This is a genomic window from Proteus sp. STS61-E, from assembly GCF_040932335.1.
Lineage (GTDB): Bacteria > Pseudomonadota > Gammaproteobacteria > Enterobacterales > Enterobacteriaceae > Proteus > Proteus mirabilis_B.
Genome location: NZ_JBFQGE010000007.1, coordinates 220,762 through 236,135, shown reverse-complemented (window position 1 = coordinate 236,135; position 15,374 = coordinate 220,762). Strand labels below are relative to the sequence as shown.

The following is a 15,374-nucleotide window of genomic DNA, read 5'->3' as shown; positions in this document are numbered from 1 at the left end:
AAAACATTATTGATTCAACTCTTGTAATAATTTGGTATTGAGATACAACTTTTCACGACCAACACTCATTTCTTCCAACACACCAATTTCAACTAGCTGTTTAAGATATATCGATGCTGTTTGCCGTTTAGCTACAACCTGTTGAACAAGATTATCAATCCGACAATATGGCTGCATAAAAAGAATTTGGATTAGCTCGTAAGTATATATTTTAGGAAGGTTTTCACGCACATAATCAGTTGTTTCTTCCATTAGTTGACGTATAGATAATATTTTACTTGTTGTCCATTGAGATGTACTTTCAACAGCCTTTAACATAAATAGTATCCAAGATCCCCAATCACCTTCTTCGGTTACTTTACGTAAAAGCGTGTAGTAATCATCACGCTTTTCCAAGATAAAGCGTGATAAATAAAGAATAGGTAATGTAAGTAATCCGCTTTGAATTAAATACAAAATATTAAGTATTCGCCCTGTTCTACCGTTCCCATCAGGGAATGGATGAATGCATTCAAACTGATAATGTGCAATAGCCATTTTTACTAATGGGTCTAAATCATCTTCATTGTGTATAAAACGCTCCCAATTTGACAGCAAATTACGAATAGACTCTTCACCCTCTGGTGGCGTATACACCACATGATTATTCTGATCACGTAATACGGTACTAGGGGTTTTTCTTATATCAGTTTGTATTGCGCGTAATTTGGTGCAAATTGCTATCGCTGTGTTGGTACAAAGTGGATAAGTTTCAAGATGAGTATAACCATCATAAAGAGCAGTACGATAACGAAGTGCTTCTTTAGTTGCAGGATCAGCACCAACTTGATGATCAATATACTGAAAAAGCTGATCACTGGTTGTTACAATGTTTTCAATACGTGAAGAGTCTTTTGCTTCCAATATTGGAAGGATATTTATCAATAACTCCTGATCAGGAATTAACTCTCCTGCTGTTTTTAATTCAGCAATTGCTGAGCGCGCATTGATGCACGCTTTTAATATTTCACGTGTTCAATGAGTTCCAGATCTGGTGGTAACAGTGGTAAATCGTTATAGGGTGTTTTAGGAGACCAACTCATATGTTTATAAAACTCATTTATATCGACATATCGCCATAACATATCGATACCATAAAAAAACACCAAAGAAAGTTGCCCCTCTTTGGCGTTTTATTCGATTATGTTTTACTTCAAAATTGAGTAAAAGCTATCGTTCTTATTTTGCAGGACGAACAGCGATAACTTCAATTTCTACACGCCATGCTGGATTTGCCAGTTTAGCGATTTGGAACGTTGAACGAGCTGGCAGTTGTTCAGTTTTCGAAGCATCAAAGTACTTAGAATAACCGTCCATAAAGCCTTTAAAGTCCATCTCACCTTTAGTTTCTTCACCACCGACTAAGAAGACTTGCATTTTAACAACGTCTTTCATGTCTAAGCCAAGTTCATTCAGGTGAGTTTTGATTTGCTCTAATACACTGATAGTTTGTTCTTCAGTGTTACCATAAGAAGCTAATACACCTTCTGGCGCATCTGCTGATTTCTTTGCAGGTACTTTGCCGCTTAAGAAAACAAGGTTGTTACCTGCACTAACTTCAACAGATTCCGAAATAGGCATACCGTTTAATTTATGGTGCACAACACCCTCCGCGTTCGCACTTGCTACACCAAAAATAAAAGGTAGGGCAACAAGTAAACTTTTATAGCGCATGAAAACTCCTTAATATGTTTAATTTACAGTAAAACAAGGGGTTACTTATTTCTTAAAACGATCCATACTAAATGGCGTTGGATCAATAACTGGTTTTTTGCCCGTTACGATATCAGCAGTCACTTCACCTGCTGCTGGGCCTTCGGTCATACCCCATACTGTCGCGGTATTGATAACCAGACCCGGGTATTCTTTGACCTCAGAAATAATTGGTAATTCATCAAATGTTGGGCTAACAACAGCACCCCAACGTTCAACAACTTGTGATTTTTCAAATACTGGGAATTCTGCTTTCATTCTTTGGAATACAGCATCTAAGTGCTCAGTATTTTGTGTTGCTGTTGCAATACGATATTGTTCAAACGGTGTTTTTTCATCTAATTTCCAAGATGTTGCCATCTTGAATGAATTAAATAAATCTTCACCGATAGAGAATTCTAATGGCAGCTCACCACCACCTAACAGGTGCATGAACTTAGGCCCTAACAAGAAGCTATCTTTCACGATAGAACTTGTGAAAATACGTGGTGCAACAGCATAAGTACCATCGGCTTGTTCACGGAAGTGAATACCATTTGGTAAATGCACGTTGCCACGAGGTGCGCCCGGAACGCCTGATACACGTTGTTGTGATAAGTAAACATTCAGCGTTGGAATATCAATGCCCATGTTACCCATAAATAAACGTGACCAAATACCACCCGCAAGAACAACGTGAGATGTTCTAATTGCGCCTTTTTCTGTTACAACATCAGAAATTTTACCACCCGCAGTTTCGATGCCTCTTACCGCGCAGTTGGTGTAGATTTTTACGCCGATTTGCTTAGCGTAGCGAGCTAATGCAGGAGTTCCCGTTTCTGGATCAACAGAGCCTGAGTCTTCTTCAAAAGCGGCAACAGTCCAGGGTGTTTGCGCACCAACAAGACGGTTTGATAACTCTTCACCTTTAATGATGCGAGTATTTAATGGTGTATCAAATCCAGCCGTTTCTTTAGCTGTTTTGATCCACGCTTGAGCTTTATCAAACGCTTTTTCATCAGCAAGGGCTTCTACTCGACCTTGTGTACGATAACTGGTATCAGCACCAATTTTCTCGTTCATTCCACGCCATAAGATTTTCCCGTAATGATGTAATGGGAAAATTTCTGGTGATGTCTGATAACTAATAATTTGGCTGTATGCTCGGCCCGATTGTTCACCGCCAATCTCGCCTTTTTCTAAAATAGTGACGCTCATGCCACGTTCTGCAAGGTTGATAGCGGTCATAATACCTTGGATACCACCACCAATAATCACTGCATCAGACTCTTTAGGCAGAGCACCCTCTGTACCTTCGACAAATGATACTCTAGATTTAGTTTCAACGAATTTGCCATCGCGGCGAACCATTGGAACTAACGCAGCACCACCAGCTAAAACGCCCGCAGCACCAACACCTAAAAGCAGCTTTCTCCTTGAAATTTTCATCTTCTACCTCAGTAATGGATTTACCATTTATATTTATAATGTTATTAATTTGTATCTTTAAAAGTGAATAATATCATAGTTCATTATATTGTTAATAATTATAATTATTTGTTAATCATTTATATCAGCAACAATATCCATAGATAAAATATGGTTACTTCAATCGCTTTTTCTCATAAGAAAACATCATCTAAAGACATCTTCCTCTTGAGTAAACTTCAGTTAACTGCTGATAAATAAAGATATAATTACCAAACTTCAAATTATTAATAAAAAACATAAATGTTTATTTAATTAACATTTAGATACAAATTAATCTGTAAACCTGTCAATATTTGTTTACAAAATAAGCAAAACCCATCGCACAAATGCATAAAATAAAAAGAGGATATCGACTAAGTAATAACCTTTTTTTTACAAAATAAGTGATTTTACTTACTAACTGGTTTATTGGTTAGTTTGTAGACGAATATGCTTTTTGAAAAATACGTAGAAAAGAAGATGTTTGAGTTCGAAACAAAACGGGGATCAGTACAAATTTACAATAAAAAAAGCCAGAGAGTTAACTCTAGCTTTTTACGTAATAATGAAAATAAGCTTAAGCTATATAAATGGAAATAGCTTATCTCATCGTAACAAATTCTTCTGCTGCAGTTGGGTGGATTGCCACAGTATCATCAAAGTCTTTCTTCGTTGCGCCCATTTTCAGTGCAACCGCAAAACCTTGTAGCATTTCATCCATACCAAAACCAATACCATGAATACCCACAATTTTTTCGTCTGCACCAACACAAACCAACTTCATACGACATGGTTGACGATGACGAGTCACAGCACTATACATTGCTGTGAAAGATGATTTGTATACTTTGACTTGATCAGCACCGTATTGCTCAACTGCTTGAGGCTCAGTTAAACCAACAGTACCAATAGCAGGATGGCTAAATACAACAGTTGGGATATTTGAATAGTCTAAGTGTTCGTTAGGTTTGTTGTTAAATAAACGCTCTGACAAACGACGTCCTGCTGCAACAGCAACAGGCGTTAATTCAACCGCTCCTGTATTATCGCCAACCGCATAAATTCCTTTTACATTGGTATTTTGGAATTTATCGACTTTGATATAGCCTTTTTCATTTAACTCAACGCCCGTTACTGCCAGATTCAGGTTATCTGTTGCAGGTTCACGGCCAATTGCCCAGATTAAGGTATCAACTGTCTGCTCTGTGCCGTTTTCTAGTTGTAGCGTTAAACTTCCATCTGCATTTTTAATCACAGCTTTAGGAATAGCATGTGTATGTAACTTAGGCCCTTCGGTTTCCATCACTTCTAACAGTGTTTCAACGATTAATGGGTCGAAATTACGCAGTGGTGCATGTTTACGTACAAATAGATGTGTTTCGCTACCTAGAGCATTTAACACACCTGCAAGTTCAACAGCGATATAACCGGCACCAACAACTGCAACGCGTTTTGGTAAAGCTTTTAATTCAAAGAAGCCATCAGAATTAATACCATACTCAGCGCCTGGAATATTAGGCTGAACAGGACGCCCCCCTGTTGCAATCAGAATATTATCAGCGGTGATCTTCTCACCATTCACTTCAATAGTATTGGCATCAACAAATCGAGCAAACCCTTGGATAACATCAACTTTGTTATTGCCTAAGACACGGTCATAAGATTGATGAATACGGTCAATATAAGCAGAACGGCTACTGATGAGAGTATCCCAATCAAAATGGTTCACTGTGGTATCAAAACCATAATCAGGGCCGTATTGATGAATAGCTTCGGCAATTTGCGCTGCATGCCACATCACTTTTTTAGGTACACAACCCACGTTTACACAAGTGCCACCTAATGCTTTCGCTTCAATTAATGCACATTTTTGACCATACATTGCTGCTCTATTAATTGATGCAATACCGCCACTACCGCCACCGATGGCGATATAATCGTAATGTTTGCTCGTCATTTCTCTGATCCATTTATCTGTAGAAAAATAGGTAACTCACAGGCTAAGTCTTTCATATCATGATGTCTATTATGACAAAATTTAAAACATAGCACGTCAGATTTTAGCTTTTACAGTAATAGGCAAAAACAATAATAAAGATGCTTATTCTGGTACAACCCACTCAACTAATGTATGCCCAATACCCTCAGGAACTAAAGTTTTATGTAACCACGGGAGTATTGATTTCATTTGTGATTCTAATTTCCAAGGTGGATTAATCACAATCATGCCTGATGCCGTCATTCCAAGTTGATCACTATCGGGTTTTACTGCTAATTCGATTTGTAAAATCTTACGGATCCCTGTTGCTTCAAGCTCTTTTAACATACGTTTAATTTGCTGACGATGAACAACTGGATACCAAATCGCATAAGTTCCTGTCGCAAAACGTTTATGACCGTCAACAACACCTTTAACAACAGCAGAATAGTCTTGTTTAAGTTCATAAGGTGGATCAATTAATGCGAATCCGCGACGGCTTGAAGGCGGTAACTTAGATTTCAATTGACCAAAACCATCTTCACGAGAAACTCTAGCTCGCTCGTCACGAGAGAATTCAGTACGTAATAAAGGAAAATCCGTTGGATGTAATTCTGTTAGCACTAAGGAATCTTGTTCTCTTAGTAATTTACCCGCTAATAGAGGAGACCCTGGGTAATAACGCAATTCTCCGCTTGCGTTTAATTCTCCAACCGCTTCGAGGTAAGGCAAAATAAGCTCAGGCACCTCTTCTTGTTGCCATAAGCGTGCGATCCCCTCTAAATATTCGCCAGTACGAGTCGCGTGAGCATTGGTTAATTGATAACGTCCAGCGCCAGCATGAGTATCAAGATAAAGAAAAGGTTTCTCTTTCTCTTTTAAAGACTCAATGATGAGTGTTTGAACAATATGTTTTAAAACATCGGCGTGGTTGCCAGCATGGAAACTATGGCGATAGCTCAGCATTCTTTATCTTCCGTTAGAAATAAGTATAGCTTAGTAATTAATTTACTCTGAAATCGTGATTAAACTCAGTGTATCAGAAAAAGCCGAACTTCTTCATTGAAAGCGAAAGAAACGTTGTGTCTTAGCATTCAGCCGTTATGATAAGTCTATATTTCACTTAAGTTTAAATAGGATATAAAGATGAAAAAATTACTTTTTACAGCCATAACTTTAAGTTTACTCGCAAGCAATGCTTATGCAGATAGACCAGCCAATGGCTGTGAGATAAAAAAACAGAATATCCAAAAACAGATGGAATATGCAAAAGCACATGGTAATCAATATCGTATCCAAGGTTTAGAGCGAGCATTGCAAAATGTTGAACGTTATTGCACACCTGAAAAAGTGGTTGAAAATACACGCCTTGAATTACGCGAAAAACAACTTGATGTTAAAGAGCGCGAACTTGAATTAAAAGAGGCACAACTTAAAGGTGATGCAGACAAAATTGCTAAGCAAGAAAGAAAACTGGCTGAAGAAAAGGCAGATTTAAAGGCAATTGAAGCAGAATTAAATCTACTGACAAAGTAGTTGTCATCAGTAATTAATGCCTACTCCTTATTTGACTGTGAAATACAGAATAAAACAATAAGTGAGTAGCCATTCTCTTATTAAACTAAACTTAATTTCAGAATTGCTATATTGGTTTTTTATCCTTTATTAATTAGAAGATTATCTACGCCTTTTGATAGTGCATCATCTACACTTAAGCCAGAACAAACAAATACATCTCCTAAATCAGTGGCTAATTACAATAAGCATAAGGTGTGTAATAGAAATTAAGCTATGATATTTTTGAATGAAAACTATAGTAGTGACACTCAGTTATTAAAAATGGACAGATCTAATTAAAGAGGATATATGTCAGAAGAGCAGCAACCCAAAACAGAAAATGAAAAAACTCAACTGACTCAGCCACTCAAGAAAGGGCTGGAAAAAGGGCTTCACGGCGGAAAGAAAGCCATTGGTGTTGGGATAAAAATCAGTAATTTTATTACTAACATTCCTTTTATTGCACATCTAATTCGCACCGCCGAACGCTTTACTGACAGAATGGGAAATCAGTTTGGTGCCGCTATTACCTATTTTTCATTCTTATCATTAATCCCTGTATTAATGCTCTCCTTTGCTTGTGCGGGTTTCGTTTTAGCCTCAAACCCAGATTTACTCGCTAAATTAATTACAGGTGTTGCAAATAGTATTGATGATCCAACGCTTGCATCCACGGTTCAACAGAGTATTGATACCGCAGTTCGCCAGCGTACAACCGTTGGTTTAACTGGTTTAGCGATTGCACTTTATTCTGGTGTCAATTGGGTGGGTAATTTACGCCAAGCCATTTTGGCGCAATCTCGTCCCGTATGGGAAAGAAATAAAGAAGAGCAAGAAAAAATCTATTTCCGCTATTTTCGTGACTTTTTAGCGCTAATTGGCTTACTTTTTGCGTTAATTGTCACGATTACGCTTACTTCAGTAGCAGGTTCGGCCCAAAGGATGATTGTTCATACATTGGGATTAGACGGTATTGAATGGCTAACCCCCGCATGGACAACAATCGGCTTAACCATTTCTATTACTGCAAACTATTTACTATTTTTATGGATATTGTGGATCCTACCTCGCCATCAACCAAAGCGTATTTCACTTATTAAAGGTACTCTTATCGCTGCCATTGGTTTTGAAATATTGAAATCGGTAATGACATGGATGCTACCCAAAATCGCAAGCTCACCATCAGGTGCTGCATTTGGTTCAGTGATAGGTTTAATGGCTTTTTTCTACTTTTTTGCCCGATTAACGCTCTTTTGTGCCGCGTGGATCGCTACTGATGGCCCAAATATGCGTAAAGAACAGTTGGCTGAAACGCAATCAACATCTTAACTTTATGATAAAACTATATGGTTAATTCCCTGCATTAACCGCCTATAAATAACGTAATAAGGAAAAACAATGCCATACGTTAATATTAAAATTACACGCGAAGGTGCAACCGCAGAGCAAAAAGAGCAACTTATTGCAGGCGCGACACAACTTTTAGTTGATGTATTAGGCAAAAACCCAGCAACCACTGTTGTGGTAATTGATGAAGTTGAAACAGATAACTGGGGAATAGGCGGTAAAACAGTAACAGAATTACGAGCAGCAACAAAAAGTAAATAAAGAATTCTGTAATATAAATAAAGGGTGCCAAGTACACCCTTTTTGCTGATTTATTTTCCTGACAGATAAGGAAGTAACTATGGTTCAATCAATGACTGATGCTTTTCATGCCTTACCTTCAGCAAGTGCTATCTATATTACAGGTGCAGGTATTCAATACCCCTTTGGTATGGCACACGGATTTGCTGACGAAAGTACCCAGAAAAAATTAACTGTAGATACGCCTTTTCGAATCGCTAGTAATACAAAAACCTTTCTTGCTGCCGCTTTTTTACGTTTATGGGAACAAGATGCTCTATCCCTTGATGATGACATAACTAAGTATTTAAGTGCTAATTATCAACAGACATTATTAGAGCTAGGGTATGATCTCAAAACCATTACACTACGCCATTTATTAAGCCACAGTAGTGGTTTATTCGATCATGCAAATGAAGCCTACCTTGAAGAGGTGATTAAAGATCCCTCTCATAAATGGACACGAGAAGAACAAATAGCACGCTATGCTCAACAAGGCTTTCCCATTATCCCAGCAGGAAAACGCTTTATTTATTCAGATACAGGCTACATTTTGTTAGGTGATATTCTTTCTCAGTTTATGAGAAAAAATATGGCCATCGCCGTTCGTGAATTATTGCATTTTCAAGACTTAAATTTACCACAAACATGGTGGGAAGGTTTGGAGCTACAACCTAAGCCCCCTAAAGCACGCGCTAGACAATTTACAGGTGAGCATGAAGGTACTCATATTGATCCTTCAATGGACACTTTTGGTGGCGGCGGACTTGTGATGACAACCCTTGAATTAGCTGAATTTACAGCTGATCTCTTCGAAGATCGAGTTTACTTGCATACATCAACCTTGAAAGAGATGAAATGGCAAGGCTCGCACACGGGTGCTGCAAATTACCGTTTAGGTTTAATGGCTGAAGAAACTAGCCTAGGCACACTTTACTATCACCTTGGTTACTGGGGCTCGGTAGCTTATTATTTACCTGAAAAACAGATTGCTATTGCAGGTTTTACAACCCAGAGAAATAGCCGTGAAGATTTGATAGCTATTATTAAAGAAGCGTTTAAACGTCTTTAAGATCAAACAAATAAAAAGCCAAAAGTGTATCGATAACACTTTTGGCTTTTTATTTGCTTTATGGCTGATATTTTTTCAATATCAGCCTATCTCTGTTTTATTACGATTTCTTCGTCGGTGTTGTTTCCACCACTGGAGTTGTTACCGCAGGGGTTTCAACTGCTTTATTTTGGTGTAGCATTAGTTGCAACAGGAGCTGGTGTATTTGCCGTTTCTGGATGAACTTGCTTTTCAAATTGAATACGTAACTCACCTAGATTTACGGTTGGCGTTTCACCACTTTGCGTTAGTACAAAAGCAATATCTTCAGATAAAATTCTTGAAAGTTCCTGATTTAACGTCTCTTTTGTTAATCCGGCTAAAAATGCTTGGCGTAAACGCTGATATTGTTCAGGTGGAATATCAATAATATTGCTTTGTTGTGATAACAGACGCTGATTAATTAAAATAGCCGTACTGGTTTTTGCATAACGCGCAAACAACTGAGTTAATTGAAGTTGTTTCTCTTGTTGAAGCTCTTGGTACAACTCATCGCTAATACCTTGGTTACGCAAGCGACCTAATTCTTCTCCTACCCATGATGCTAATGCAGGAATGTGTGCTGTGGCAGTATCAAGATTTAAAGAACAACTTGCACGCTGATATTGTACTCGGCAATCAATGTTAATTTGAGTGCTGTCGTTTTCTTTGCGTTGTTCAAGACTACGACCTAAATGTACAAAAATTACTTCACGAGCTAAATCACTTAACCAATATTTATTTAACGTGTCAGAGTCTTTTACTGGCGACCAATCTAAATCCCAAATTAAAGCAATCTGGTCTTTTGCACGCATAGGTTCTTGCACATATAGCGTTTCAGGTTTCATATCAGCAAGAATAGGGACTGGAACTGGTGTTACACGTTTTCCTGATAGAGATGAAAAAGCCTGATTAATACTTTCAGTCAATACTCGATTATCAACATTACCTGCAACATAAAGCGTCATCATATCTGGGGTATACCAACGCTGTTGGTAATCCGACAACTCTTTAGTATTTACAGATTGATTAACGGGTTTGCCCGGATTGTGACCTTTTAAATTAGAACCTTCAAGACGTGAGCGCCAGATAGGATCTTCAATATTAAGAGGAAATGTTGCAATCGGAAGTGGAGATTGAACTGCGTTACGAACTGCATTTTCTGTATATTGTGCAGGTTTAGCAATACCTGCTAATAATGCAAAAGCATCCTTTAACAGCTCAGGCTGGTTGTTCGGTAAACTTAGATTATAAACAGTAAAATCGTATGAAACGATCATTGGAGGTAACGGATAGTCAGGATCTAACGCATTTTTCCATAGATTATCGCGTTTTTCTGGCGTTAAACCTGTATTTTCCAAAACGTTGAGTTTGGACACCAAGGATGAAAAACCCGTTTCACTGCTTTTTTCCGATAAAGACCCCGTATTGACTAATAAACGGATCTGTATTCTATCATTTGGGCGTTGCGGTGTTTGTAAGATTTGCCACTGAAAGCCATTTGCTAGTCGCCCTTCTTGCCAAGCCGGATCAGGCTGTAAAGCCTCTGCTTGAACTTGGCAAACAACAGCGCCGAACATAACGCTTCCCAATAAAATTCGTGTCATTACACCCTGCATGTGAACCTCTGTTGTATTAATCCTTGGTATTAAACCACTTATGAGGTTTAACAATAAGTGCCAAAAGACATGTTAGATGTTGGATGTCTATTTTTTGTATTATCATTCTTTATCACCACAGAAACATGAAATGAAATCACTATAGTGATTAGACTCATTATGGCGTAAGAAGGTTCAGACCTTCGGCAATTTTTGATCAGATTTTTGATGATTATATCCTTTAACCAGCAAACCAATCTCATCATCACAATGTGATTTTGGACAAGATAACGCTGAAACTTGGCTATCTTTATTGAGGGTGACGGCGATTTGGCGTAAAGGTTTTACAACAATACGATTAATACACCAACTAATAGCAACCGTCAGAATAAGCCCCATCAACAGATATGTTGTTAGCATCAATGCAACAGTATTACTGGCAAAACGATAAAAACGGTTTGTGTCAGCCTGCAAAATGAGATGACCACTATAGGACTTATCATCTGTTGAAGTAATACCTAATGGCTGTAAAGGAATAACAGCTTCAACGGGAATACCAAAAAGCCAACTTGAAAATTCAGAGACTTCTTTTTTAGGTGCAAAATCTAAATTCATTACTTGCACATTCTCGGGTTGCATGACAATCGCTTTACCCAAAATCCCCGTTGCTTTTAGTGCAACTATCTGTTGTTTAGCATCGTTCAAATCTGACCGTAACAATGCATCAGCGAGTGGTTGCTGGATACTTACACCGGCATTAAAAAGCTGATTTTGATAATCTTCACGACGTTGATCTATCAAATAAACAAGTTGAATACTGATAAAAATAGCAATAGTCACCAACGTAACGCCCGCAACAGCGGCCATCTGTTTTATTGTTAATGAATGTTTAAGATGAGGTTTCATCGTTGCTATTTCCAATATACATGTCTGATCAGAGTGATTATACTGTATTTTTGTGATTATGTATCACTCTCAATAAAGAAAATAACGTTATAAAAAGCGCCTATCCATTAAAATGAAAGTAGATAAATATATAATTATTATTATTTGAGTATAGTTATAATATAAAAATAGTAAAATAAAAATAAAATCTTACTCTCTTTGTTATTTACAACAAATCTACTTTATATTAATGAAAAGATACAATTCACTAAAAAACACCAGAGCATATAAAATTAAACACTATTAAACCCTTAATCCAGAGTTAAAAAACAATTCTAAGCACAGTATATTTCTTAATGGAAAATATTATTCCCCTTTAATATCGTTGAAGTTTATATTTTAAAAAATTCACATAAATATAATATTTGATATCTATCAAATCATTATTAGATTATTTAGTTAAGATTAATTAAATATTATTAATGAAAAAATAAGAACAATATAAATCAATATATTGCTCTTATTTAATGAGATGAGTTTATTTAAACTATTGCGTTATCTTGCTCCACGGCAAAACAAGCAATAAGCTGACCGTCATACTCTTTTAATGTTGGCTGTAATTGACTACATGGTCCAAATGCACGACGACAACGAGCAGCAAAAGCACAACCCGGTGGCGGATTTAATGGGCTTGGTAATTCGCCCGTCAATTTAATGCGCTCTCGTCTTAATTCAGGCGTCAATCTAGGTGTTGCTGATAATAATGCCTGCGTATAAGGGTGCTGTGGATTTTCAAAAATTTGTGCTTTTGTTCCTTTTTCTACACAACGCCCTAAATACATTACAATAACTTCATCGGCGATATGCTCAACAACCGAAAGATCATGGGAAATAAAAACATAAGAAAGCCCCATATCTTGTTGCAGATCCATCATTAAATTCAGTACTTGGGCACGAACTGATACATCCAGTGCAGAAACCGGTTCATCCGCTACCACAATATCTGGATCAAGCATCAAGCCACGCGCAATAGCAATACGCTGACGTTGACCACCAGAAAACATATGTGGGTATCGGCTATAATGTTCTGTTTTTAATCCAACTTTAGCCATCATTGATAATACTTTTTCTTTACGCTCAGAGGCATTCAGTGTTGTATTGATCAATAGAGGCTCTTCTAAAATTTGCCCCACTTTTTTACGCGGGTTCAATGATCCATAAGGATTTTGAAATACAATTTGGATCTTCTGGCGACGTAACTTCTCAGCCGATTTATCTTTAATTAACAAATTTTGCCCACGATAAGAAAGCTCACCGGAAGTAGGGATCTCAATCATCGTTAATAATCGACCTAATGTGGATTTGCCACATCCCGATTCACCAACAACAGCCAAAGTTTTACCGCGCTCTAATTCAAAAGAGACACCATCAAGGGCTTTAACCGTTCTCTCTTTTGAGAAAAGCCCGCCTTTTACGCTGTAATACTTCGCTAAATTAACCGCTTTTAATAGGGGCGTTGATACATTGGGATTAACTTCAGCCATGGGTAGGTCTCCCTGCATTATCTAGCGGTGTATGACATTTCACACGGTGCGTTCCTAGTTCTTTTAATTCAGGCTCAATCTTATAACATTCATCATGAGCATATGGGCAACGTGGATTAAGTAAACAACCTGTTGGTCGATCATAACGTCCCGGTACAACGCCCGGTAGTGATGCTAATCGTGCTTTATTACTCGCGAACTCTGGGAGTGCTCTTAATAATGCTTGAGTATAAGGATGGCGAGGCGCTTTAAAAATTTCTGATGCTTTTCCTGATTCCACGACTTGCCCCGCATACATCACAATAATAGTATCTGCGGCTTCGGCCACTAATGCGAGATCATGAGTGATCAACACTAGTGCCATATTTTCTTGTTTTTGTAAGTCGAGCAAAAGCTCTATGATTTGTGCCTGAATAGTCACATCCAGCGCAGTGGTCGGTTCATCAGCAATCAATAATTTAGGGCGGCAAGCGATCGCCATTGCGATCATAACACGCTGACTCATTCCCCCTGAAAGCTGGTGTGGATAAACATCTAAGCGAGAAGCCGGATCAGGGATACCCACCAGCGTTAAGAGATCAATAGCACGTTGTTTACGTGTTTTACGACTTCCACCCTGATGGACTTTTAACGCTTCCATAATTTGATAGCCAACCGTAAAGCAAGGATTCAGGCTTGTCATTGGATCTTGGAAAATCATCGCAACATCAGCACCAACCAAATTGCGTCGTTCTGATTCAGAGATTTTCATAAGATCTCTACCATCAAAATAGAGCTCTTGTGCACTCACTCGTCCCGGAAAATCAATAAGCCCCATAATCGCCAACGAGCTAACAGATTTACCTGAACCAGATTCCCCTACAATGCCGACCACTTGCCCTTCTTCAACCTGATAGCTAATTCGGTCTACCGCTTTAAACGGAGTATCTTCATCACCAAAGTGAACAGATAGTTGATTAATATTTAGTAATGCCATGTTCTTACTCCGTTACTGCTTTAATTTCGGATCAAGCGCATCTCGTAAACCATCACCCATTAAGTTAAAGGCTAATACGGTAAACAAAATCGCCAGACCAGGAAACGTCACAACCCACCATGCGCTTTGTGTAAACTGCAACACATCAGATAACATGGTCCCCCATTCAGGTGTTGGTGGTTGCGCGCCCATACCTAAAAAGCCCAATGCCGCCATATCTAAGATTGCATTAGAAAAACCTAAAGAGGCTTGAACAATTAAAGGTGCAAGGCAGTTAGGTAAGATATTAATAAACATCTGACGCATTGAACCTGCGCCCGCAACACGAGAAGCAATCACATAGTCACGGTTAACTTCAATTAAAACAGCAGCACGAGTCAGTCGAACATAATGCGGCAAGGCAACAAAAGTTAATGCGATAGAAGCATTAACAATAGAGGGACCAAAAATAGCGACCAATACTAACGCCAATAATAAACTTGGTAATGCCAGCATGATGTCGACAACACGCATAATGCCGATATCCACAAGACCACCGAAGTAACCCGCAGCCAGCCCTAGAATGATCCCTAAAATAAGTGATAACACAACAACGATACAGCCCACCAATAACGAAAGGCGAGCACCAAACATTAAGCGCGAAAGAATATCGCGGCCAACATCATCTGTACCTAGAATAAATTGCCAGCTTCCACCTTCTTGCCAAACAGGAGGTGCCAATAAGAAATCTCGAAATTGCTCATTGGGGGCATGAGGCGCAAGAAAACCTGCAAGTGCTGCAATAAGCAACATAATTACAATATAGATTAACCCAACTACGGCACCTTTATTTTGTTTAAAGTAGTGCCAAAATTCTTGAAAGGGCGTCATGGGAGCCGGTGCACTGATGACCGGTGTTACTTTATTTTCAGTCATTTAT

At 38.3% G+C, this 15,374-nt stretch carries 13 protein-coding genes and 1 pseudogene; 4 read left to right on the top strand and 10 right to left on the bottom strand.

All coding sequences use genetic code 11. The features are described from left to right. Nucleotides 1–6: 6 nt before the first annotated feature. From fic to AB4J89_RS16155, 5 genes and pseudogenes are all read right to left on the bottom strand, one after another. A pseudogene (gene fic, locus AB4J89_RS16175) lies at nucleotides 7–1,082 on the bottom strand (protein adenylyltransferase Fic). Nucleotides 1,083–1,218: 136 nt separating this feature from the next. Beyond that, on the bottom strand, nucleotides 1,219–1,713 hold the full coding sequence (locus AB4J89_RS16170; RefSeq protein ID WP_069369589.1) for a RidA family protein: 495 nt from the start codon (nucleotides 1,711–1,713) through the stop codon (nucleotides 1,219–1,221). A 45-nt stretch (nucleotides 1,714–1,758) separates the two neighbouring features. After that, on the bottom strand, nucleotides 1,759–3,180 hold the full coding sequence (locus tag AB4J89_RS16165; protein WP_088494361.1) for an FAD-binding oxidoreductase: 1,422 nt from the start codon (nucleotides 3,178–3,180) through the stop codon (nucleotides 1,759–1,761). Nucleotides 3,181–3,802: 622 nt separating this feature from the next. Further along, complete coding sequence (gene gorA, locus AB4J89_RS16160) at nucleotides 3,803–5,158, bottom strand: glutathione-disulfide reductase (RefSeq protein WP_088494360.1); 1,356 nt, start codon at nucleotides 5,156–5,158, stop codon at nucleotides 3,803–3,805. Between the two features lie 144 nt (nucleotides 5,159–5,302). Further along, complete coding sequence (locus AB4J89_RS16155; protein WP_088494359.1) at nucleotides 5,303–6,145, bottom strand: 23S rRNA (adenine(2030)-N(6))-methyltransferase RlmJ; 843 nt, start codon at nucleotides 6,143–6,145, stop codon at nucleotides 5,303–5,305. Between the two features lie 180 nt (nucleotides 6,146–6,325). Between AB4J89_RS16155 and AB4J89_RS16150 the strand changes: the two genes are divergently transcribed. The 4 genes from AB4J89_RS16150 (at nucleotide 6,326) to AB4J89_RS16135 (ending at nucleotide 9,434) form a co-directional block, all read left to right on the top strand. Next, complete coding sequence (locus AB4J89_RS16150) at nucleotides 6,326–6,715, top strand: DUF1090 domain-containing protein (protein WP_088494358.1); 390 nt, start codon at nucleotides 6,326–6,328, stop codon at nucleotides 6,713–6,715. 330 nt (nucleotides 6,716–7,045) lie between these two features. Continuing rightward, a complete protein-coding gene (gene yhjD, locus AB4J89_RS16145) occupies nucleotides 7,046–8,065 on the top strand; it encodes an inner membrane protein YhjD (protein ID WP_088494357.1) in 1,020 nt (339 codons plus the stop codon). 69 nt (nucleotides 8,066–8,134) lie between these two features. Continuing rightward, nucleotides 8,135–8,344 (top strand): 2-hydroxymuconate tautomerase family protein, encoded by a 210-nt coding sequence (locus AB4J89_RS16140; protein ID WP_006534633.1) that lies wholly within the window; start codon nucleotides 8,135–8,137, stop codon nucleotides 8,342–8,344. Nucleotides 8,345–8,423: 79 nt separating this feature from the next. Continuing rightward, on the top strand, nucleotides 8,424–9,434 hold the full coding sequence (locus AB4J89_RS16135; protein WP_368469928.1) for a serine hydrolase domain-containing protein: 1,011 nt from the start codon (nucleotides 8,424–8,426) through the stop codon (nucleotides 9,432–9,434). 164 nt (nucleotides 9,435–9,598) lie between these two features. Here AB4J89_RS16135 and AB4J89_RS16130 read toward each other — a convergent pair whose 3' ends face one another. From AB4J89_RS16130 to dppC, 5 genes are all read right to left on the bottom strand, one after another. Continuing rightward, the gene (locus AB4J89_RS16130; protein WP_088494355.1) at nucleotides 9,599–11,071 is read right to left on the bottom strand and encodes an insulinase family protein; all 1,473 of its coding nucleotides are present in this window, start codon (nucleotides 11,069–11,071) and stop codon (nucleotides 9,599–9,601) included. A 174-nt stretch (nucleotides 11,072–11,245) separates the two neighbouring features. Then, on the bottom strand, nucleotides 11,246–11,956 hold the full coding sequence (locus AB4J89_RS16125; protein WP_088494354.1) for a HAMP domain-containing protein: 711 nt from the start codon (nucleotides 11,954–11,956) through the stop codon (nucleotides 11,246–11,248). A gap of 521 nt (nucleotides 11,957–12,477) precedes the next feature. Then, complete coding sequence (dppF, locus tag AB4J89_RS16120; protein WP_088494353.1) at nucleotides 12,478–13,479, bottom strand: dipeptide ABC transporter ATP-binding subunit DppF; 1,002 nt, start codon at nucleotides 13,477–13,479, stop codon at nucleotides 12,478–12,480. Continuing rightward, nucleotides 13,472–14,455 (bottom strand): dipeptide ABC transporter ATP-binding protein, encoded by a 984-nt coding sequence (dppD, locus tag AB4J89_RS16115; RefSeq protein WP_194951381.1) that lies wholly within the window; start codon nucleotides 14,453–14,455, stop codon nucleotides 13,472–13,474. Before dppD ends, dppF begins: the two co-directional genes overlap by 8 nt. Nucleotides 14,456–14,467: 12 nt before the next feature. Further along, on the bottom strand, nucleotides 14,468–15,370 hold the full coding sequence (gene dppC, locus AB4J89_RS16110; RefSeq protein ID WP_088494351.1) for a dipeptide ABC transporter permease DppC: 903 nt from the start codon (nucleotides 15,368–15,370) through the stop codon (nucleotides 14,468–14,470). Nucleotides 15,371–15,374: the final 4 nt, after the last annotated feature.